Origin of the sequence: Streptomyces sp. NPDC056600, from assembly GCF_042792855.1 — a bacterium.
GTDB lineage: Bacteria > Actinomycetota > Actinomycetes > Streptomycetales > Streptomycetaceae > Streptomyces.
On record NZ_JBHTVQ010000008.1, the window covers coordinates 16,906 to 37,829 of the forward strand.

A 20,924-nucleotide genomic window follows, 5' to 3' on the forward strand; every position below is an offset into this window, starting at 1 on the left:
CTACGCATCCCCAACCGACGCATCCACAGCCGACGGGCCGTCGCACTGGCCCGACACACCTCACGGAGGTAACCGATGAGCATGAAGATCGCCGTCCTGCTGTACGACAACTTCACCGCGCTGGACGCGGTCGGGCCCTACGAGGTCCTCTCCCGCATCCCCGGCGCGGAGGTCGTCTTCACCGCCGCCCGACCCGGCCCCGTGCGCACCGACATGGGCAGCCTCGCCCTCACCGCGGACGCCGGGTACTCCGACGTGACCGACGCGGACGTGCTCCTCGTGTCCGGCGGCCCCGGCTGCGCGGACCTGCTCGACGACGGACCCACGCTGGACTGGATCCGCAAGGTCGACGCGGGCGCCACCTGGACCACGTCCGTCTGCTCCGGCTCCCTGCTGCTCGCCGCGGCCGGCCTGCTCACCGGCCGCCGGGCCACCTCGCACTGGATCTGCCTCGAGATGCTGGAGGCGTTCGGCGCGACCCCCGTCGGTGACGAGCGGATCGTCGTCGACGGCAAGTACGCCACGTCGGCCGGGGTCTCGGCCGGGATCGACCTGGCGCTCCACCTGGCCGGCCTGACCGCGGGCCAGCGGGTCGCCGAGTCGATCCAGCTGGTCATGGAGTACGCGCCCGAGCCGCCCTACGCGACCGGCTCGACGGCCGACGCCCCGCCCGAGATGGTGGAGGCGCTGAGGGCGAGCAACCTGGTCGTCGAGGGCTGAAGGCCGGGGGCCGGGGGCGATGGATCCAGCGCTCCCGGCCCCGCGCTTCAGGCGTCCGTGCCGTCCGTGCCGCGGGTCGCGGTGATCATCAGGAACTCCCAGTCCATCACGAGGCCGTCGCCCTCACCCCGGTCGTGCTCCCGGGCGAGGTCGGCCAGGCCTCGGTCCAGCTGGGCGATGCGGTCCGGGTCGTCGCCGATGGCGCGGTAGGCGGCGATGGTCGGGCCGTACCGCTCCCTGAAGTAGTCCCGGAACTCCTCGGGTGACGCGAACGCGTCGACCACCAGCTCGCGGCGTTCCGCGCTCAGCCCGCCGACCCGGTCGCCGAGGAGCTCGCGGACGTGCTCCTCCCTGCCCCAGAGCGGGGGCGGCTGAGCACCGGGCGGCAGCGGCGGCATGAACGGCTTCATCACCGCCAGCATCTTGCCCAGGAAGCCCTCCGGGGTCCAGGCGATCAGCCCGATCGTGCCGCCCGGGCGGGAGACGCGGAGCAGTTCGTCGGCGGCGGCTTGGTGGTGCGGCGCGAACATGATGCCCACCACGGAGAGCACGACGTCGAACTCGGCGTCACCGAACGGCAGTCGCTCCGCGTCCGCCTCGCGCCACTCGACCTCCACGCCGCGCTCGGCCGCCAGAGCGCGCCCGACCTCCAGCAGCTCGGGGGTCAGATCGCTCGCGACGACCTCCGCGCCGGTCAGCGCGGCCGGAATCGAGGCGTTGCCGGTACCCGCCGCGACGTCCAGCACCCGCTGCCCAGGGCCCACCCCGCTCTGCTGCACCAGCAGGGGGCCCAGACCGGCGATCAGATCGGCGGCGATCGAGGGGTAGTCGCCCTGCGCCCACATCGCCCGGTGCTTGGCCTTCAGCGCGTGGTCCGCCGTGGCCGCGTCGTCGGCGTTCGGGTTCGTCATGCGGTCTCTCACCCTCCAGGTTCAGGCTTCCTCGGCCTTCCTCGGCGTCGTGCGGCCCTCGGGCGCCGCCGTCGGCCGTCCCTCCACGATGGGGACCGCCCGACCCGGTGGACGCGCAGCCGCGCCGGGCCGGGGGCGGGCGTCACCGGGATGGTCGCCCGGGGGACCGATCCCCGGGGAACCGGAGAGGGCGCGGCACCGGCGGCCCGGGCGACGAACGCCTCCATCGCGTCACGGGCCTCCGCGCCACGGCGGGCGAGCTCTCCCGGGTCGGCCGCCTTGTGCATCCCGGCGGCGAGTCCCCAGGCCCTCCGCCGGCGAGTGCGCCCGCGAAGTCGCTGAACACGGCGAGCCGTTGCGAGAGCCGCTCGGCGCGGTACTGGTTGCTCGTGACGGGAATCAGCTGCTCGGCCACGCGGCGGTGAGCGTCCTCGACGCCCCGGGTTCCTGGCGGTGGGGGGCAGGTCGGTGTGCCGGAAGCCCTGGCGCGGCGAGTCGTCGCCGGGGGCGGCTGCGTGGACTCACGGCTCGCTCGGGCCGGACTCCTTGGTGGAGGCGTCGGCGAACTCTCCTGGCGAGACCAGTCCTGTCTCGTAGGCGACGACGACGGCCTGGGCCCGGTCGCGCAGGGTCAGCTTGGCGAAGATCCGGGCCACGTGGGTCTTCACCGTCGCTTCACTGAGCGTCAGCCGCCGCGCCAGTTCGGCATTGGACAGCCCCCGCCCCATGAGCGTCAGCACCTCGAGCTCGCGCGGCGTCAGCGCGGTCAGGTCCCGGTGCACGGCCGGTGTCGCGAGATCCGCATCGGCGCTGCGGTCGCTTGAGGCGAAACGCTCCACCAGGCGGCGGGTGATCGAGGGCGCGAGCAGCGCGTCACCTGTGTCGACCAGGCGCACGGCGGCGGCCAGATGCGCGGGGGTGACGTCCTTGAGCAGGAATCCGCTGGCTCCGGCGGCGAGGGCGGCGTAGACGTAGTGGTCGAGGTCGAAGGTGGTCAGCATGATCACCCGGCAGTCCGGAGACTGCCTGAGTATCCGGCGGGCGGCCTCCAGGCCGTTCATGGTGGGCATGCGGATGTCCATCAGCACGACGTCGGGCCGCAGCCTCCGCACGGCGGCCACGGCCTCGGCTCCGTCGCCGGCTTCACCCACCACGTCGATGCCGCGGGCGGTCAGAATCAGGCGGAAGCCGGTGCGGACCAGTTCCTGGTCGTCGGCGATCACGACGCGAGGGGTGGGTCCAGGGTGCGTCGTCATGGCCGGTCCAGCGGGATCCGTGCGCGGACGCGGTAGCCGCCGCCGAGTCGGCGGCGGGCGTCCAGGTCGCCGCCGTAGAGGGCGACCCGCTCCCGCAGGCCGATCAGCCCCCGTCCCGTCCCGTCCGGCCGGACCGGGCGCGGCCCACTCGGCGTGGGCCGGCTGCCCAACAGGGTGCTCGGTCCGCTGTTCAGCACCTCGACCCGCAGGTAGTGGTCCGCGTATCGCACCGTCACCTCGGCTGATGCTCCGTCTCCGTGTTTGAGGGCATTGACCAGGGCCTCCTGGATGATCCGGTAGGCGGTGACGTCGATCCCGGTGGGCAGCGGGCGGGGCTCGCCGGAGACGCGCATCTCCACGGGCAGGCCGGCGAAGGCGATCCGGTCGATCAGCGGGCTGAGACGGGTCAAGCTCGGCTGCGGTGACAGGTCCGTTCCGTGCGACTCGTCCTCGCCGTTCTGCGCGGGTGCGAGCAGGCCGAGCAGGTGCCGCAGTTCGGTCATCGTGTTCCGCCCGGCGGTCTCGACGGCGCTCAAGGCCGTCGCGGCCTCCTCCGGCATGGTGGCCAGCACCTCGCGGGCGGCCGCCGCCTGGACCACCATGAGGCTCACGTTGTGGCTGACGATGTCGTGGAGCTCGGTGGCGATCCTGGCCCGCTCGGCGTCGACCGCGATACGCGTCGCGCTCTCGCGCTCCCGCTCCAGCAGCCAGCCGCGCTCCTCGACGGCCGCCCGGTGCAGTCGCCGCGCCCTGGCCAGCGCCCCGTACAGATACCCGGCGGCGCCCACTGCCGCAGCAAGGGCGACGACCAGTACGAGCGTCCCGGATCCCCACACCGGACCATCTTCGCAGCCGCACGACGCGCCCCACATCGGCCCGGGGATGCAGCTCCGTACATCCCCAGGATGACCTGCCCGGACGGTTACATCCGGGAGCCGACGCTCCGTCAGGGGACGCCGCCCTAAGTTCGAGCCATGACAACTGATCACGACAGTGCCCGGCGCACGGTGGTGCGGCTGGACGGCGTGCACAAGGAGTACGGCGACGCGAAGGCCCTGGACGGCCTGTCGCTGGAGATCCGGGCGGGCGACGCGGTCGCCGTGATGGGCCCCTCCGGCTGTGGCAAGTCCACCCTGCTCAACATGGTGGCCGGCCTCGACCGGCCGACCTCGGGCACCGTCGAGGTACAGGGACATGACCTCGGGAAGCTGAACGAGACGGGACTGGCCCTGTTCCGACGGCGGAACGTCGGCATGATCTTCCAGTTCTTCAACCTCATCGACGATCTCCCCGTCCTGGACAACGTGGCGCTGGCCGCGCAGCTGACCGGCACGACCGTCAGGCAGGCGCGCCGCCGGGCCCTTGAGCTCCTGGACGAACTCGGCGTCGCCGAGCGCCGGAACAACCATCCGGTGACGCTCAGCGGTGGAGAGCGCCAACGCGTCGCCGTCGCACGGGCCTTGATGAACCGCCCGGCCCTGCTCCTGGCCGACGAGCCGACCGGCGCCCTCGACAGCCGGTCGGGCGAGCAGGTGATGGACCTGCTGATCGACCTCAACCAGATAGGCCAGACCCTGTTGATCGTCACCCACGATCCGCAGCTGGCCACCCGCTGCGCCAGCCGGCTGATCGAGGTCGCCGACGGCAGGGTCGCCCGTGAGAGCACGCTGGAGGCGACCGCGTGAGCGCCGTATGGACAGCCTCTCGCGCGGCTGTGAAGCGCCGTCGGCTCCAGACCTGCGTCATCGGACTCGTCGTCCTCTGCTCCACCACGACGGTCCTGCTCGCCCTGGCGCTGCTGAGCGCCGCCTCGAGTCCCTTCGACAAGGCCTACGCCGCACAGCGCGGGGCCCACACGGTGGCGGCTTTCGACGCCACGCAGGTCTCGCGAGGGCAGCTGGCGCGGACCGCCCGGCAGCCCGGAGTGGCGGCTGCGGCCGGACCGTTCGGGCAGACCGTCGTCGACATCCCCAAGGACTGGCTGTGGATGGCCGGCGGCACCCTCACCGTGGTGGGCCGGGCCGATCCGGCCGGCCCCGTGGACCGGATCGAGCTCCTCGCGGGCCACTGGGCCACCGCACCCGGCGAGATCGTCGTCAACTGGCCCGCCCAGGGTTCCCCCGGCACGGACCTCCTCGGCACCGAGCTGGAGATCCCCGGCAATGTGACGCTGACCGTCGTCGGATTCGCCACCAGCATGAGCAGGTCGGCGAGCGCCTGGGTCTCGCCCGAACAGATGACGGCACTGCACCCGGCCTCCGCCCAGATGCTCTACCGCTTCACGAACTCCTCGACGGAGGCACAGCTGAGCACCGGGCTGACGCGGGCCACCGCAGGACTGCCCGAGGAAGCGCTGACCGGCGCGCAGACGTACCTCACCCTCAAGCAAGCCTTCTCCGCGCTGGCCGACTCCTACCTTCCGTTCATGACGTTCTTCGGCGTCCTCGGCCTGCTCGTCTCCGCCCTGATCGTCGGCAACGTGGTCAGCGGCGCGGTCGTCTCCGGGTACCGGCACATCGGAGTGCTCAAGGCCCTGGGCTTCACGCCGAACCAGGTCGTCGCCGTCTACCTGACGATGCTCTCCGTACCTGCCGTGGTGGGCTGTGTACTGGGCACGCTGGCCGGCAGCGCACTCGCCGGGCCGATCCTGAAGGTCGCGTTCACCGGCATCGAGGTGGGCCGCGCCACGATCGGCGACGTCAGCCTGTGGCCGTCCGTCGCCTGCCTCGTGGGCATGCCCGCGCTCGTCCTGTTGGCCGCGCTGGTCCCCGCACTGCGAGCCCACCGCCTGTCCGCGGCACGGGCGATCAGCGCGGGCGGCACGCCGCGCACCGGGCACGGGCTGCGCGTCCAGCGGATGCTCGGCGCCACCCGGCTGCCGCGCCCGGTCAGTCTGGGCCTGGGCCAGCCGTTCGCCCGTCCCGGCCGCACCCTGCTGACCATGGCGGCCATCGTCCTCGGGGTCACCACGGTGACTCTGTCGACCGGACTGACCAGCACCATGGTGGCGTACGGCAACGTCGGAAGGGAGGGCGGAGGCGCCCGGATCCACGTGACGACCGAGGTCTCGGGCAACGACCGGACTCCGTCCGGGCTCAGCGACCTGGAGATCGAGGAACACCTGCGGTCCCTGCCGGGCGCCGAGGGCGTACGCGCCCGCGCGTTGTCCCAGGCGAACATGACCGGGCAGACCGAGCCCGTGTTCGCCGACTTCTACCGCGGCGACGATTCCGCGTACGAGCACACCATCGTCGAAGGCCGGGCGCCGGCCGCGGCGGGCGAGATCGTGGCCGGGCCCGCTTTCCTGACCCAGCGCGGGCTGACGCTCGGCGACCGGGTCACCCTGGGGCTGAACGGCAGGAAGATCACCGCCACCGTCGTGGGCCGGCTCATGGAGGGCGATGCCCGGGCCCTGGAGGCCGACTGGGCCAGCCTCACCCGACTCGCACCCGACGCCCACGCCACCGAGTACATGGTGCGGCTCACCCCGGGCGCCGACGCGCGCGCCTACACCGAGGCGGTCGCGGCGCTCGACCCGGACCTGCGCGCGTCGGTGACGGACTCCGGCAACGCCGGCACCGCCACCGTCGTCACCTTCTCGGTGGTGTTCACGGTGGTGCTGGCCCTCGTCGCCTCGCTCGGCGTCTTCAACACCGTCCTCCTGAACACCCGTGAGCGGCGGCGTGACCTGGGCATGCTCAAGGCGATCGGGATGACCCCCCGGCAGGTGGTGGTGATGACGGTGACCTCGGTCACCGGACTCGGTGCGGTCGGCGGGCTGCTCGGCATCCCGCTCGGGATCGTGGCGCACCGTCTCGTCGTGGACAACGTCGGGGTGGTCGACTTCCCCGCGTACATGAAGGACGTGTGGCACACGCCGCAGCTGGCCGCGATGTTCCTGGCAGGTGTGGCGATCGCCGTCCTCGGCGCCCTGGTCCCGGCCCGGTCGGCAGCCCGGACGACCATCGCCTCGGTGCTGCACACCGAGTAGACGACCGCTCGGCACCGACCCTGTGGAACCGGACCAAGGCAGCCGACGGCGTCCGCCGTGGGCTGCCTTGCTCCGCCTGCGCTCATGTGCCGGGCCTGGCGCGGATCACGGCTCACGATCCGTGCGGGGCCGCCCGGCAGCTCCGAGCCGTGCTGCCGTCGTCAGATGGCGTCGAACTCCACCTCCTCGTACACCCGGCCCCACCAGGCGTCCGGATCGAACGCCGGCGGGTCCAACTCGCGCCTTCGGTCCCGCACGGCGAGGCCGAAGGCGACCCGCGCCTCCCCGACGGGGTCGTCGTCAGAGTCGGGGTCGTCCGGCTCCAGGTCGTCGAAGTCGTCGAGATGCTCGCAGCGGTGCTCCCAGGCCGCGAGAGCGTCCAAGCAGGCGAGCAGTGAGGAGTTGACGAAGCGCTCCGCCGGATCGACGCCCGGGGCGAGCGCCCACACGGCCGTGCCCGTCGAGCACGAACTCGGGGGTGTGCATCGCCTCGTCCACGGCCAGTCGCCAGAAGCGGTCGTCCACCCGGGAGAAGGGAGGGCGGTCCGCCGTCCCCGGTCAGCAGTGATCCGCCTCGGTCGGCAGCCCGTACCGGTGCGCCACCTCCAGCGCCCGGCGCACCGGCGCCGCCCAGGCGGCCACCTCCGCCGTGTCCGTCGGAGGAAGGCCACGCAGACCCTCCGCGCCCCAGTGGGCGTCCCGCAGCCACCCGCAGGTGTACCCGTCGTCGCCCTGTCCGTCCGTCATCCCGAACTCCCCTCCCCACGAGCGCCTTGGCGGCTGTGGCACGATCCCCCACGCATCGTCCGCAACGTCCGTGGGGGCACGCCCGTGACCGTCACCGCCCGGCACCTCGCCACCGTCCGCGTTCCGCTGGGCAGTTCGGACCGGCTCGAGCATCTGGGCGTGCTGTGTCCGCCCGGTGGCGGCCGGAGGCTGCTGGTGCAGCGGGGCGACGCGGAGGTCGCCGTCCTGGACCTCGACGCCGAGGGCGCTCCGGAGATCCGCATACCGGCACCCTGGCCCAGCGGCTACGGCACCGTGACCGTGTCCCCCACGGGGGACCTGGCCGTCTTCTCCGGCGTGCACGCCGTCCGTGCCGTTGACCCCACGGGCGCCGTGCGCTGGGAACTGCGGCACGGCTGTTGGTCGGAAGCGGTGTGCGAGGCGGCGCACCTCTCCTTCGACGAGTACGCGAACGACTGGCACCACGCCCACGCGAGCCGGGCCTCCGCCGCGTTCTCGTCCGACGGCAAGCTGGTGTGGGCCCACATCTGCCGCGGACCGGACGCGGACCACGAAGAGGAGTGGGTCGTCCTGGACGCCGCCGCCGGCACCCTCCTGGGAAGCGCGCGGACCGGCACCGTCGGCTCCAGCTTCCACACACCGCACCCCGACCCCGCGCGCATGGGCCTGACCGTCGGCGAGGGCGACGAGGAGTCGCCCGCGCTGTGGGGGCACTGGGACGGCCGGACCCTCACCTTCCGCCGACTGGACGAGACGGTGCTGCTCGCCGCGAGCCCTGACGGCCGGCACGTCCTGGCCACCGACCCGGGGCAGTGGTCCCTCTCCCTCCTCCGGGCCGAGGACGGCGGGGAACTCCGCCGGGCGGCCGGGGACTGCCCCCGTACCGCGGACGACGACGCCGTGCCGCCCGCACCGGGTGAGGACCAGGTCTGGTGGGGCTACCAGGCGGCCTTCCCGTACGACGACGCGGCGGTGGTGGGCAGCGAGGTCCACGGGGAGGCAGCGATCCCGCGGCACTGGCTCCTCGACCCGTCCGCCATGACCGTGCGCGGGCCGGTCTCCTACCCGTTCACCGTTCACGGGAGTCCGCTCGGCGCAGGCCCCGGCCAGTGGTGCACGGTGTCCGAGGACCGGTCGGCGATCCACCTCTGGGCACTCGACGGACGCTGACCCTGACCGCGCGGATCCGAGGGTCCATGCGGTCCATGTCGACTGCCGGAAATAGCGGACAGAAGTCGGGAGTTGGTGCCGTCATGACTCAAGGACCCGCACCCCGCGCACTGTCCGACGACGCTCTCTCCGACCTGCTCGGCGGTCAGCAGTTCGGCACGCTGGCCACCATCAAGCGCAGCGGTCATCCCCACCTCACCACCATGCTGTACCACTGGGACCCCGAGGCCCGCGTCGCCCGCTTCTCGACCACCGCCGACCGGGTCAAACTCCGGCACCTGCGGCACGACCCGCGGGCGTCGCTCCACGTCCAGGGCGGCGACGTCTGGTCGTTCGCCGTGGCGGAGGGCGAGGCCGAGGTCTCCGACGTCACGACGGAACCGGGTGACGAAGTCGGTCGCGAACTCCTCGCGATGGTCCCGGAGCGCGCGAAGCCCGAGGACGAGCGCGCGTTCCTCGAGCAACTCGTCGCCGAGCGGCGCGTGGTGATCCGGCTGAAGGCGGACCGGCTCTACGGCACGGCCCTCGACGTCGAGGGATAGCGCCCGACGGGCCGGCACACGGCGCTGCCGGCGCCCGCTGAGGCCGCAGCCCCGCCACCGTCACCGCGGGGAGAGGCCCTTGGGAGCAATGAGCCCCTTCGACGGGTGGGCGCGGAAGGCGGCCGTCCACGCGGTGGGCGGGCAGGAGACGCCGTTGGGGTGCTGCTCCGTGAGCTTCACCCGCCGGGTGTCCGTCGTGACGACGCGCTCGTCCTTTCCCGCTGTCACCGTCAACCGCACGGTGACCGTCTTCCCGCCGATGTCCTGCTTGAGCGGCACGGTGAGCCGCAGCACGGGACCATCCGCATCGACGGAGAGCCTCTCCTTGCACTTGCCGTCCACGCACACCCGGACGATCGTGGCCTCGTCGGGGAAGTCGGCGGTCCGCCACCCCACGGAGACACCGGAGTCCATGCCGATCATCGTGCATATGGGGCCGTTGCCGGGGCCTGAGCAGCCCATGAGCGTCGTCAGGGCCGTCAAGGCGCCCGTCGCGAGCGGCAGACGGCGCCGCCGCATGCCGGCGCCTCGCACGACGGCGCGGCCGCACCGGCCCTGTTCCGTAACTGCTCCGGCCATGACTGGGGGTCCTTCCGATGGATGCGCGACGGCCTGCCAGGACTGTCGGGACCGCAGGTACTGCCGGGACGCGACATGTCGGCGGCCCCCGCCCGCTCGCCGGTCATCATGCCACCGCCGTGCACCGCGGCATCCCCGGCGGACGTGACCGCGACGCCCTCTATGATCGGCCGCCGCAGACCGACGACAGATGGGGGACTACGCCATGGCCGAAGGCCGGATCACCGCGGTGAGCCGCAACGCGGAGTACTCGTTCAGCAAGCCCAACCAGTCGTCCGTCACGCTGCTGGAGGGCCTCGGCGTGGAGGGCGACGTCCACGCGGGGAGGACCATCCGCCACCAGTTCCGCATGACGTACGAGCCCGAGCTGCCCAACCTCCGCCAGGTCCACCTGATGCACGAGGAACTCTTCGCGGAGCTCGCGCTGAAGGGCTTCGACGTCTCCGCCGGCCAGCTCGGCGAGAACATCACCACCCGCGACGTGGACCTTCTCGGCCTTCCGACGGGCACCCTGCTCCACCTCGGACAGGACGCGGTGATCGAGGTCACCGGGCTGCGCAACCCGTGCGCGAAGATCAACGACTTTCGCCAGGGCCTGCTCGGCGAGATGTTCACGATCGACCCGTCCTCCGGTGACTTCACCTTCAAGGCGGGCGTCATGGCCGTGGTGCGACAGAACGGGACCGTCCGCCCGGGCGACGCCGTCACCGTGGAACTTCCGCCCTACCCACACCGGCCGCTGGAACGCGTCTGAGGCGGGGCCGGGCAACAGCCCGAGGTCGGGCGGGGCGAGCAGGGAGCGATTCTCGCCGCCCTCAGTAGTTCTCCATGAATCGCCGCCGCCAATGTCCGCACGCTCCGAACGGTGGCGTCAGCACGAGGTGAGGGCTGAGGGGGACGAACCTGCGGTCGAACTCGGCGTCCAGCTTGGCCACGATCCTGCCCAGGTCTGTCCGAGCACCACGGGGAAGCCGCAGCAGCGCGGCCTCCAGGCAATCCCGCGCCACCAGAGGATCACAGTGGCTGCAGTTCATCTCCGGATCCGGCAGGAAGCGCCCGGGCTTCTCCAGATACCGCCGGCACTCCGCCAGGTCGGCGGCGACAGCGCCCGGCCACAGGAGCTCCTCCTCCAGCCTCCTGATCGCCACGCGAGTCGCCGCGGAAACACCGCGGACCTGACGAACCGGGACGCCTCGTGCGGGCCGCCAACGCTCAGCGCGCAGCCCTTTCGGACGCCTACGCGGCATCGGTCCTTCGGATCAGCATGCCGTCATCCTGCCAGGCCCGCGCCACCGCCGCCCGGGAAAACCGCTGGTGGAGCGGGTGGCAGCCCGCGTTACAGTCCGTCCATGACGGCGTACGGACTCGGCCCCACCCAGCTCCACACCCCGGCCGAACGGCTGTTGCACGGCAGGAGCGTGACGTCGTCGGCCGACGCATGGACCGCGGAGGAGTGGGTCGACCTCGACAGCGAGGTGCACGTGAGCACCGCGGGGGAGTTCGGCACCTGGAGATCCGAGGGAAGGCGACGGGTCGGCTTCCGGTGGTTCGACCGACGGGAGATCGCGGACTGGAGCCGGGCACCGTACTGGCAGGACGGCCCAGGTGCTGCCGGCGCTCCCTCCTGGAGTTCGCCGCCCACCTCGTCCGAGATCGCCCTGTGCCTCAGTCACGTCGACCCGCGCGTCCGCATGGCGGCGCTCGGCCTTGCCGCGCCCGGGACGCTGCCCGATTCCCTCCTGCCGCTCGTCCTGATCCGCACCGCGGACCCGCACCGGCGGGTTCGGGACCTCGCCCGCGCCGTCGCCCACCAGGCCCTCGCCGCCGCGGACCTCGTCGCCTCGCGGCAACCTGCCACCCTGGCCGCTCTGGCGGTGCTGGTGGCGCAGTGGCGCCACGGGGTCTGGGTTCGGGACGCGGTGCTGGGCCGTCCGGGCGGGCTGCCCGGACAGGCGCTGACCCAACTCCTGTCCGGCAGTGCACAGGAGACCCGTCTGGCCGGCCTGAGCGCGGGTGCCGCCCACGGACGGCTCGGCCTGGCACGGGCCTGGGAGGTGGCGGCGAACGACCCCGTGGAGAGCGTGCGGGTACACGCCGTTCGCACCGCGATACGCCTCGCGCTCGCGTCCGGCAGCCCTGCCGACGTCGTCGACGCCCGCACCCGGGTCCTCGCCCGTCTGAACGCCGACCGCGCGTGCGGCCCCCGCCTCGACGTGCTCGCCTCGGCGGTGGAAGCAGAGCTGCTCGACGCCCAGGACCTGGCCGGACTCGCCGTCGCGCACGGGTACCGGAAGCTCCGGCGGCACGCGTGCGACGCCGTCCTCGCTCACCCCGAGGCGGACACCGTCCTCGGCCAACTGCTGTCCGCACAGGACACCTACGTGCGGTCCGCCGCCGTGACGCGGCTGAGCGAGAGCGACCAGGCCGACCGGGGCGGCGAGCTGCTGCGGTACCTGACCGACCCCTCCGGCGGCGTCCGCGTGGCGGCGTGCCGCGGCCTCCGCGCCCTGGGCGAGGCCCCCCGCACCCACTACCTGGCCCTGTGCACCGACCCGGCCGCCGTGTGCCCCGCCGCGGTGATCGGCCTCGCCGAGCAGGGGCACGCGGAGGACGCGGCCCTGCTGCGCACCTTCACCCGCCACCCGGACGCCGCGATCCGTGCCCGCGCCCTGTCGGCGCTGCGGCTGCTTCGCGCCCTCCCCGACGAGGCGCTGCAACCGTTCGCCGACGACCCCGACCCCCGTGTGCGCGCCACCGCCCTCACCGGCATGCGGGACAGCGCCCCCCTCCTGCGCGGCCAACTCCACAACCGGCACGCGGGCGTGCGTGCCCGCGTGCGGGACCTCCTCGAATGGCACCGTTGGCACAGGGCGGACACCTGCCGCTGCTGCGCGACTCCGGCAGCCGTGCGTCCTGTCCTGCGGCGGGGAACCGGGCCGGCGGTGTGGAGACCGCAACCCGCTGAGCCCCAACCGACCATGACCACCCGCCCGGACGCCACGCCCTTCGGCGCGTTCCCCTCACCCGACCACCGCACGAGACGCTGACGGCGACCCCCACGGTCTCCGCCCGCCCGAGACGGTGAACTGACCTGCGACGATGGGCCGCATGTCCGACAAAGCGAGCCCCCTGCAGAGCCAGTGGCCGCCCGCGCCGTCCGGGGCCGCCGACTGGCTGCGGGAACTGTGCGGCGACGGGATCACCGGCTTCATGCCCCCGGCGATGCCCGACGCGGTATGGGTGCTCAACGCCATGTACGAGCACGAGCGCGGGCCCGGCGAGGTCACGTACGACGATCACCACCGGGCGAGCGCGGCGGACGGGACCGTGCAGCGGCACGTCGTCGGGGACATCGACCTCGACGCCGTGGGCGTCGCCACGGGCGGAGGCCTGGGCCGGGCCCGGCACCCGGGCCCCGCCTGGCGACGGCTGCGCTGGGCCGAACTCGCGCGGCGGACCGGCGACCCGGTCGTGCCGGACGGGCTGTTGCCGTGCTTCCGCTGCTTCCCCTCGGCAAAGAAGGGTGGCAGCTGGCCCCTCGGCGTCGTCCCGCCGGCCGAGGGAAGCCTGGACCGCGAGACCTGGACCCGGCTGATCGCCGTCCTCGCCGACCACAGCCCCGCCGGCCCGCACACCCCCTGTCTCGCCTATTACAGCCCCCTGTTGCTCGGCGACCTCGACGACGTCGACGCCCTTGACGTCCGTGTCGGCCGGCTCGGCGACGCCGAGGTCCTGTACGACTGCTCCGAGGCCGACTTCAGCCCGTCCAACCTCTGGGCAGCCGACCGCTCCTGGGTCCTGTGCACCGACTACGACCTCTGGGGCACCAAGATCGCCGGTCCGCCCGGCCTCGTCGAGGCGGTGCTGAACGACCCCGACCTCGAGGCGCTGCGCCTGCCCTGGGCCCACTGACGCGACAGCCCACTGACGCGACATGGGACCCGTTCACGCGGGGTTCAATGCCCGGGCTCTACGAGGGCCCCGTCTAGCCTGAGCCCCATGGGCGCGACCGAGGTGGATCTTGCTGTCATCGGTTTCGGCAAGGGTGGCAAGACGCTCGTCGGGGCGCTGGCCACGGCGGGCAAGCGGGTGATGCTGATCGAACAGTCCGATCAGATGTACGGCGGGACCTGTATCAACACCGGCTGTGTCCCGACCAAGGCCATGATCTTCCAGGCCGAGCACCCCGACCCTCGGGTCGACGCGGCGACCTGGTTCCACCAGGCGGCCGAGAAGAAGACGACCCTCGTCGAGGCGATGCGGGCGAAGAACTTCCAGCTCTTCGACTCGCCCGAGACGTCGACCGTGATCACCGGCCGGGCCCGTTTCGTCGACCCGCACACCCTCGTCGTCGCCGCGGGCGGGGACGAACTCACGGTCAGGGCCGCCACCATCGTGATCAACACCGGCTCGGTCTCGCGACTGCCGCCCATCCCCGGCCTCGCCGACTCGAAACGGGTGGTGACGAGTACCGGGCTGCTGGCACTGACCGAGCGGCCGCGTGAACTGGTCATCCTCGGTGGCGGTTACGTCGGGGTGGAATTCGCCTCGATGTACGCCGCCTTCGGCGCCAAGGTCACCGTGATCCAGCGTGGCGCGCAGCTGCTGCCCGCCGAGGACCCTGACATCGCCGCCGAGGTGCGGGCCCTGCTGACGGCGGCGGGCGTCACGGTCCTCACCGACGCGACCGCCGAGGCGGTCACCGACGACGGTGACCGGGCCGTGGTGACCTACCGCGCGGCCGACGGGGCGAGCCGCACGGCGGCGGGGGAACTCGTGCTCGCCGCGTTGGGCCGGCGTCCGATGACCGACGGGCTGGGGCTGGCGGAGGCCGGCATCGAGGTCGGCCGGCGAGGCGAGGTCGTGGTCGACGAGCACCTGCGCACGACGCTGCCCCACGTGTACGCCGTCGGCGACGTCAACGGCGGGCCGCAGTTCACCTACGTCTCGTTGGACGACTTCCGCATCGTGCGCGACCAGCTCACCGGAGCCGGCGAGCGGTCGACCGCGGATCGCGCCTTCGTGCCGCACGTCGTGTTCACGACCCCGCCGCTCGCGCGGGTGGGCATGACCGAGGCGGAGGCCCGTGCCACCGGTCGGCCGCTGAAGACCGCGGTACGGAAGGTCGCCGAGATGGCGACAGTGCCGCGCGCCAAGATCGTCGGTGACGCGCGCGGCATGATGAAGGCGATCGTGGACGCCGAGACCGACGAGGTGCTGGGCGTGGCGATGCTCGCCCACGACGCGCACGAGACGGTGAACACGCTCGCGGTCGCGCTCCGGCTCGGTGCCACCGCGAGCGTGTTGCGCGACGGGATCTACACCCATCCGTCGATGACCGAGGCGTTCAACGATCTTTTCGGCAACTTGTCCTGACGGGACCGGACCGGACCGGACCGGACCGGGGCGGCGCCGACCTCGACCCGAAGCACTGAAGGCCCGCAACCCGGCCGGAGGCCGCGGTCAGTCTCACCGTCCAGGACGTCGAGAACCCGTACCACCCGGTGGACGTCCGCGGCACCGCCGAACTGATCGAAGAGGGGGAGGAGCCGCTTCGGGGCGAGCGCTCGCGGAAGCGCCGCGGCGAGGACCGCCGGCCGAGTCGGACGCGTCCTCCGGTCGGCCGTCCGGGTGACCGCGCGGAAGGTCTCCGGCCTGGCTACCCCTTCACCATTTCCGCCACCAGGCGCTCCATCCGCGACCGGGGATCGGGGCTGCCCGGCCAGGCGGTCATCAGCAGATGGTGGGCCGCCCCGACAACGGCCAGGGCGGCGGTGTGCGGGTGGAGGCGCTGAGGTATCCGCCCGAGCTCCCGTTCCTCATCCAGGTAGCGGACGACGGCCCCCTCGATCGCGGTGAAGCCGGGGGCCCCTGCCGCCAGGGCCTCACGGAAGCGCTGTGCGGCCGCGGGGCGGACCATGGCGAGGCTCGCCAGGGCGGGTCCTCCCGAGTCGAACATGACGAAGGCGACGGTACCGAGGTTCTCCTCGACCGTGTTCCGGCCCACGAGGCCGGACAGCTCCCGCGCCTTCGCCGCCGTCCGCGCCAGGCGGTCCAGGCAGAGCTCGGCGACGAATTCGTCGAGCCCCGCGAAGTGCGCGTGCAGCAGGCCCTTGGCGCAGCCTGCCTCGGTGGTGACGGCCCGGCTGGTGAGCGCGCCCGGGCCGTCCCTCCCGACGACGCGCTCGGCGGCCGTGAACAGCCTCTCGCGCACGTCCGGAGTGGCCACTCCGCGCGGTGCCATGGATCGGCCTCCCGGGTTCCCTGTCGCTTGCTGACTTCAACAGGGCCGATTCTAACCGGGGTTGTGAGAATGGGCGCTCGCCCATACTGTTTGGGCGAGCGCCCAAACCTCGCGCTCCGTCAATCCGTCTCCAGGGGGACTCGTGTTGGAAGTCGTCAACACCGAACAGGCGCAGGCGTGGAACGGTCCGGAGGGCGACCACTGGGCCCGCCACCAGGACCGCTGGAACGCCGTGAACGAGGGCTTCAACGAGCCGCTGCTCGACTCGGCGGACATTTCGGCGGGCCATCGGGTGCTGGACCTCGGCTGCGGCTCGGGGCAGACCACCCGCCTCGCCGCCCTCCGGGCGTCCGCGGGGAACGCGGTGGGACTGGACCTCTCCGCCGCCATGCTGGCGGAGGCCCGGTCCCGAGCGGACCGGGAGGGCGTCGCCAACACCTCGTTCATCCAGGGTGACGCCCAGGTACACGCCTTCGAACCCGGCGCCTTCGACACGGCGATCAGCCGGTACGGGGTGATGTTCTTCGCCGATCCCGTGGCGGCCTTCGGCAACATCGCCCGTGCCCTGCGCCCCGGCGGGCGGCTGGCCTTCGTCTGCCCGGCCGACCCGCCGCTCAACGAGTGGGTGGCGGCCCTCGCCTCGCTGGGTGACGTCCTGCCGGTCGGCGACCTCGGCAGGCCGGGCCTCCCCGGGATGTTCTCCCTGGCCGCCCGGGACCGCGTCCTCGACGTCCTCGGCAAGGCCGGGTTCACCGACGTCGCGGTCGAGCGGACCCAGGCGTACGGCAGATGGGGGCACGGCGCCGAGGACGCCGCGCGGTTCATGCTGGGATCGGGACCCGGCCGGCACCTGCTGGCGCAGACCGACCGGGCCGGAAGGGCGCGGGCGCACGAGGTCCTGACGGGCCATCTGCGGGACCACGGCGCGGAGGACGGCACAGTGCGGCTGCTCAGCACCTCGTGGCTGGTCGTCGCCGACCGCCCCGAGTAATCCCAGGGCGGTAGCCCGAAGCCCCGTCGGCGGGCGGGAGGCCTAGACGCGCAGAGAGCAGTCGGTACCGACGGACCCGGGGACGAGGGACCTGAGCTTCTCCCTGGTCTCGGGGTCCGTCGAGTACACAACCGTGCCGATCATCCCGCGCGTCAGGAGCACCTTGTACGTGTTGCGGACGAGGCGTCCGAAGTCGTCGTCCGAGGTCGCCTTGGTGAAGACCGGGTCCTTGGACGCGGAGCGGTCGACGACCCAGCGATCCGTACGCCAGACCAGGTCGGGGCCGATGACGACGCCCGACCAGTCGTACTCGAAGCCCTGAGCGGTGTAGACGCAGCCCACCTGGCCGAAGCCGGCCGGGTCCGTGGCCCAGAGCGCGGCGGGCGGGGCGCCCAGGACGGAGCGGTCACCGTAGACGTTCCAGGGCCGGGCCCAGTCGCCGATGACGACGTCCGCGGGCAGCGCCGTCATGTCGGGGGTGACCTTCTTCGTCCACGGCCAGCAGTAACCGGCGGTCATCCGGGCCGTGTAGCCGCCCTCCCGACGGGAGGAGAGGAACGCCTCCATCTCCTGGGGCGTCTCCGCGGTGAGCAGTTCCACCTTGCCGTCCGGTTCCCAGGCGACCGGGCCTTCGCCGTCCAGGCCGAGGAGCGAGGCGACCCACGCCACATAGGCGTCGCTGCCGCCGCAACGGAACTGGCTGTCCAGCTCGACCACCGTGCACCGCAACCCCTGCGCGGCGGCCGCGGCCTTGATCTCGTCAACGGTGCCCAGCTCGCCGGGACGGACGACCTGATGCTGGTCGAGCAGGAACACCGGCACCCGCGCCGCGTCGATCAGTTCGTCGATCTGGGGGCGATCGGTGCGCAGCGACGCCCTGGTGTAGCGGTTGGCGGACGTCCGTCGGAGGCGGTGTGCCTCGTCGCAGATCAGCACGTCGAGGTCGTTGGGTTCTGCCTCCATGAAGCTGTTGAAGTACTTGAACAGCCCCTGCACCTCGGGCTTGCGGGCACCCGCCACCTTGCGCATGGTCTTGGTGAACGACTGCGAGCCGGTGGCGTGCAGGGCTGCGTTGCCGCGTCGGTACAGCTCACCCAGGAGGGACAGGGCGATCACGCTCTTGCCGGAGCCGGGGCCGCCGGCGACCACCACCACCTCCTTGTGATTCGATCGCTGCGCCGTGCGGACGGCCTTCATCACCAGCTCGTAGGCCAGCCGTTGCTCGGCGACCAGGACGAACTGCTCACGGTCACGGATCTCGGCCGCCGCGACGGACAGCAACTGCTTCGACGGGCGGATCCTGCCGCTCAGCAGAGCGTCGGCGGCGTCGGCCCCAGGGGTGGGCGCGAGCCTGCCGCGCAGGAGGTCGAGGAAGGCGCCCCGCTGCTCACCGGTGTACAGGCGGCCGTGCGGCCCCTCGGGCACGTCCCGGAGCCCCGCCACGCCGAACTCGGTGGCGTTGTGCAGGTAGGCCACGCCGGCCAGCGCCTCGGGCGTCTTCTCCAGGGCGCCGTTGAAGGCGAGGAGGTACTCGCAGTATCCGCGAACCTGCTCGATCGGGTTGAGCACGGGACGCGGGTAGGCGTCGATGCGGCAGAGGAGCGGTTCGTCCTCCTCCGGGTACGCGCTGCTCCACTGCTTCAACTCGACGACGACGTAGGAGGGCTCACCCGTCCTCGGATGGTGCCCGGCGAGTATCGCGTCCACTCGCCGACTGGTCAGCGGCAGGCTGTACTCAATGATCATCTCGACGTCGCCGAGCCCCGCCTCGAGCAGAGCGTTCGTGAGGGCGGGAAGACTGCGTTCCCACGACCGGACCTCCGAGGTGCCGGGGCGACGGTTGTGCTGGTGCACGAAGTTGTCCGTCAGTTGCAGAGGCAGCGATCCGTCCATGATGCGGGCGGCCACGGACGCGGCGGACTCGCGGAACAACAAGAAATGCCCCCAGGCAGCACGAAGAAGACTCGTGCGGGTGGGGGCATGTCCGTTGGTCCGTTGTCATGGACCGGAAGCCCGTCGGGCCGCATATGACGTGGTCTCATGTTAAACGAGTTGGCGCGTGTGACACCCGACGGTCGAGGAGGTAGCTCACCGGGGGCGGGGAACAGGGCGACGCGCGGCTCGTCCTTGTCGGCCGTGCCCGGGAGGAAGCGCACGCGGGCACGACGGGAGACGGAACAGCAGCACATCGTCGGGGCGCCGTTCAGCGACTTCACGACATCTCTGGCGTGACGAGTTGCCGAGCGTTCGCGACGGTGGAGTCTGACCATTTCGTCAGACAAAGCGATAACAGCAAGAAGCGGCGACAATCTGGAGCAAGGACCGCCGGGGTCTCCGGTGACCCTGGGCGCCTCCCTGACTTCCTCAACCCAGACCGAAAGGCCCCGCGCAGGTCAGCCAGTTGCTCGACGGCCGGGGGCCGGATACCGTGCGCCGACCTGTCCGCGGTGATCAGGTGATCAGGTGATCAAGGGAGTCACGGAGCATGGGCCTTGTCACGAGTGTTCGCGGCGAGGGCGACGCGAGGGCGCCCGAGTGTGACTCCGTGCATGAGGATCTCCTCGTCCGCACCGCCGACGGCGTGCGGCCGTGGCGCCGACCTCCCGCAGGGGCCGGCCGTGTGGTCGGCCTGCTGCTGTCCGTCGTCCTGCTCGCCGGCGGACCGGTCGGGTGTTCCGTGCTGTCCCCGTTCGAGGGCTGCGAGGGGACGGAGAGCCTGATGCGAGAGCTGGAGGACACGCCCTTGCTGGCCTCCCCGCCGCCCGGCGCCAAGGCGGCCGGGGGAGACGCCGCGGTTTCCTCCTCGTGCTCGGACGAGAGCGGTGACGCGTGGCTCTCGGCGCGGCGGCTGTTCGTCCACCCCGGTACCGCGGAAGAGGTGATCGCCCATTACCGCCGGGTGGCGCGCGCGGACGGGTGGAGGTACTTCGCGTACCCCGAACCCTCCGACGTCCCACCGCCGATGGAACTTCCGGCACCCCCGCCTGGCGCCGGGAGTCGGCACCAGGACGTGTGCTTCACCAAGGGCGGCGACGGGAGCGCGCGGGTCGTCACGCTGTACTTCACCAGCGCGGAGGAAGTCCGTCGCACGTACGGCCGGGGCCTGGGGTCCGACATCCCGTCGGGGCAGCTCTACGAGATCGAGGCCGGAGCGGAACCGGACGGGTCCGTCGTCTCGCCGCCCTGCTGAGCCAGCAGTGCCGCCACGGCCGACCGCGCCTGCCGGGCCGACGCCGGATCCCCGGTGATGCCCGCAGTGACGACGGCACCCTCGGCCAGCAGGAAGACCGCGTCGGCGGCGTCCGGCGCCCCCGCGGCGCGCACCCACTCGGCGATCTGCGAGCGGAACGCCCGCTTGTGGGAGCGGACTTCGGCGAGGACGGCGGGGGAGGAAGAGCCGAGCTCGCCATGGGCGTTGATCCAGGCGCAGCCCCGGAAGCCGGGCTCGGCGAACCAGTCGGCCAGCCAGTCGAAGACCGTCAGGACGCGTTCCCGGGGATCGGTGACCTGCTCCACGCGATCGGCCAGGCTCGCGCGCCAGCGCAGGTCACGGCGTCGCAGCATCGCCACCACCAGGTCCTCCTTGGTGGGGAAGAGGCGGTAGATCCGCTTCAGGGGGAGATCGGATGCCGCCCGGACCTGGTCCATGCCCACGGCCTGGACGCCCCGTTCGTAGAACAGCTTCTCCGCCGCGTCCAGCAGGTCCTCGCGTGCCCGGCGGTTCTGCTCCTCCGTGAGTGGGGCGGGCATCGGCGACTCCTTGCGTCGAGAAC

Annotated in this window: 21 protein-coding genes; 11 read left to right on the forward strand and 10 right to left on the reverse strand. The window is 72.2% G+C overall.

The genetic code is table 11. The features are described from left to right. Positions 1-81: 81 nt before the first annotated feature. On the forward strand, positions 82-720 hold the full coding sequence (locus ACFRAV_RS06455; RefSeq protein WP_382552326.1) for a DJ-1/PfpI family protein: 639 nt from the start codon (positions 82-84) through the stop codon (positions 718-720). Between the two features lie 47 nt (positions 721-767). On the opposite strand, the gene ACFRAV_RS06460 is transcribed toward ACFRAV_RS06455, so the two are convergent. The 3 genes from ACFRAV_RS06460 to ACFRAV_RS06470 all read right to left on the reverse strand — a co-directional run bounded on the left by ACFRAV_RS06460 (position 768) and on the right by ACFRAV_RS06470 (position 3,723). Further along, positions 768-1,631 (reverse strand): class I SAM-dependent methyltransferase, encoded by an 864-nt coding sequence (locus ACFRAV_RS06460; protein ID WP_382552160.1) that lies wholly within the window; start codon positions 1,629-1,631, stop codon positions 768-770. A 521-nt stretch (positions 1,632-2,152) separates the two neighbouring features. Then, complete coding sequence (locus ACFRAV_RS06465; protein ID WP_382552162.1) at positions 2,153-2,887, reverse strand: response regulator; 735 nt, start codon at positions 2,885-2,887, stop codon at positions 2,153-2,155. After that, complete coding sequence (locus tag ACFRAV_RS06470) at positions 2,884-3,723, reverse strand: sensor histidine kinase (RefSeq protein ID WP_382552164.1); 840 nt, start codon at positions 3,721-3,723, stop codon at positions 2,884-2,886. Before ACFRAV_RS06470 ends, ACFRAV_RS06465 begins: the two co-directional genes overlap by 4 nt. Before the next feature lie 138 nt (positions 3,724-3,861). Between ACFRAV_RS06470 and ACFRAV_RS06475 the strand changes: the two genes are divergently transcribed. Continuing rightward, a complete protein-coding gene (locus tag ACFRAV_RS06475; protein WP_382552166.1) occupies positions 3,862-4,572 on the forward strand; it encodes an ABC transporter ATP-binding protein in 711 nt (236 codons plus the stop codon). 29 nt (positions 4,573-4,601) lie between these two features. Further along, positions 4,602-6,878 carry an FtsX-like permease family protein gene (locus ACFRAV_RS06480; protein ID WP_382552168.1) on the forward strand — a complete coding sequence of 759 codons (2,277 nt, stop codon included), beginning with the start codon at positions 4,602-4,604 and terminating at the stop codon, positions 6,876-6,878. Positions 6,879-7,039: 161 nt separating this feature from the next. On the opposite strand, the gene ACFRAV_RS06485 is transcribed toward ACFRAV_RS06480, so the two are convergent. Together ACFRAV_RS06485 and ACFRAV_RS06490 are read right to left on the reverse strand one after the other, a co-directional pair. Next, positions 7,040-7,327: an SUKH-4 family immunity protein gene (locus ACFRAV_RS06485; protein WP_382552169.1), complete on the reverse strand. Its 288-nt coding sequence runs from the start codon at positions 7,325-7,327 to the stop codon at positions 7,040-7,042. Positions 7,328-7,436: 109 nt separating this feature from the next. Beyond that, positions 7,437-7,625 (reverse strand): hypothetical protein, encoded by a 189-nt coding sequence (locus tag ACFRAV_RS06490; protein WP_382552171.1) that lies wholly within the window; start codon positions 7,623-7,625, stop codon positions 7,437-7,439. Positions 7,626-7,709: 84 nt separating this feature from the next. On the opposite strand from ACFRAV_RS06490, the gene ACFRAV_RS06495 reads away from it, so the two are divergent. Beyond that, a complete protein-coding gene (locus ACFRAV_RS06495; RefSeq protein ID WP_382552173.1) occupies positions 7,710-8,795 on the forward strand; it encodes a hypothetical protein in 1,086 nt (361 codons plus the stop codon). A gap of 83 nt (positions 8,796-8,878) precedes the next feature. After that, positions 8,879-9,337: a PPOX class F420-dependent oxidoreductase gene (locus ACFRAV_RS06500; protein WP_382552175.1), complete on the forward strand. Its 459-nt coding sequence runs from the start codon at positions 8,879-8,881 to the stop codon at positions 9,335-9,337. 60 nt (positions 9,338-9,397) lie between these two features. On the opposite strand, the gene ACFRAV_RS06505 is transcribed toward ACFRAV_RS06500, so the two are convergent. Then, positions 9,398-9,916: a hypothetical protein gene (locus ACFRAV_RS06505; protein ID WP_382552177.1), complete on the reverse strand. Its 519-nt coding sequence runs from the start codon at positions 9,914-9,916 to the stop codon at positions 9,398-9,400. A gap of 190 nt (positions 9,917-10,106) precedes the next feature. Here ACFRAV_RS06505 and ACFRAV_RS06510 point away from each other — a divergent pair, with 190 nt between their 5' ends. Then, positions 10,107-10,670, forward strand: coding sequence for an MOSC domain-containing protein (locus ACFRAV_RS06510; RefSeq protein ID WP_382552178.1), 564 nt, complete (start codon positions 10,107-10,109; stop codon positions 10,668-10,670). A gap of 61 nt (positions 10,671-10,731) precedes the next feature. Here ACFRAV_RS06510 and ACFRAV_RS06515 read toward each other — a convergent pair whose 3' ends face one another. Continuing rightward, positions 10,732-11,064, reverse strand: a complete 333-nt coding sequence (locus tag ACFRAV_RS06515; protein ID WP_382552179.1) for a hypothetical protein — start codon at positions 11,062-11,064, stop codon at positions 10,732-10,734. A 201-nt stretch (positions 11,065-11,265) separates the two neighbouring features. Here ACFRAV_RS06515 and ACFRAV_RS06520 point away from each other — a divergent pair, with 201 nt between their 5' ends. The 3 genes from ACFRAV_RS06520 to ACFRAV_RS06530 all read left to right on the forward strand — a co-directional run bounded on the left by ACFRAV_RS06520 (position 11,266) and on the right by ACFRAV_RS06530 (position 15,292). Next, positions 11,266-12,963: a hypothetical protein gene (locus ACFRAV_RS06520; RefSeq protein ID WP_382552181.1), complete on the forward strand. Its 1,698-nt coding sequence runs from the start codon at positions 11,266-11,268 to the stop codon at positions 12,961-12,963. Between the two features lie 61 nt (positions 12,964-13,024). Continuing rightward, positions 13,025-13,828: a hypothetical protein gene (locus ACFRAV_RS06525; protein ID WP_382552182.1), complete on the forward strand. Its 804-nt coding sequence runs from the start codon at positions 13,025-13,027 to the stop codon at positions 13,826-13,828. An 87-nt stretch (positions 13,829-13,915) separates the two neighbouring features. Next, positions 13,916-15,292, forward strand: coding sequence for an FAD-dependent oxidoreductase (locus ACFRAV_RS06530; RefSeq protein ID WP_382552183.1), 1,377 nt, complete (start codon positions 13,916-13,918; stop codon positions 15,290-15,292). 283 nt (positions 15,293-15,575) lie between these two features. On the opposite strand, the gene ACFRAV_RS06535 is transcribed toward ACFRAV_RS06530, so the two are convergent. Next, a complete protein-coding gene (locus tag ACFRAV_RS06535) occupies positions 15,576-16,160 on the reverse strand; it encodes a TetR/AcrR family transcriptional regulator (RefSeq protein WP_382552185.1) in 585 nt (194 codons plus the stop codon). Positions 16,161-16,302: 142 nt separating this feature from the next. Between ACFRAV_RS06535 and ACFRAV_RS06540 the strand changes: the two genes are divergently transcribed. Next, positions 16,303-17,151 (forward strand): class I SAM-dependent methyltransferase, encoded by an 849-nt coding sequence (locus tag ACFRAV_RS06540; protein WP_382552187.1) that lies wholly within the window; start codon positions 16,303-16,305, stop codon positions 17,149-17,151. A 42-nt stretch (positions 17,152-17,193) separates the two neighbouring features. Here ACFRAV_RS06540 and ACFRAV_RS06545 read toward each other — a convergent pair whose 3' ends face one another. Continuing rightward, complete coding sequence (locus ACFRAV_RS06545) at positions 17,194-19,086, reverse strand: DNA/RNA helicase domain-containing protein (RefSeq protein ID WP_382552188.1); 1,893 nt, start codon at positions 19,084-19,086, stop codon at positions 17,194-17,196. 610 nt (positions 19,087-19,696) lie between these two features. On the opposite strand from ACFRAV_RS06545, the gene ACFRAV_RS06550 reads away from it, so the two are divergent. Then, positions 19,697-20,341 (forward strand): hypothetical protein, encoded by a 645-nt coding sequence (locus ACFRAV_RS06550; protein WP_382552190.1) that lies wholly within the window; start codon positions 19,697-19,699, stop codon positions 20,339-20,341. Here the strand turns inward: ACFRAV_RS06550 and ACFRAV_RS06555 are convergent. Next, complete coding sequence (locus tag ACFRAV_RS06555; protein ID WP_382552191.1) at positions 20,284-20,901, reverse strand: TetR/AcrR family transcriptional regulator; 618 nt, start codon at positions 20,899-20,901, stop codon at positions 20,284-20,286. The genes ACFRAV_RS06550 and ACFRAV_RS06555 overlap by 58 nt on opposite strands. Between the last annotated feature and the right edge of the window lie 23 nt (positions 20,902-20,924).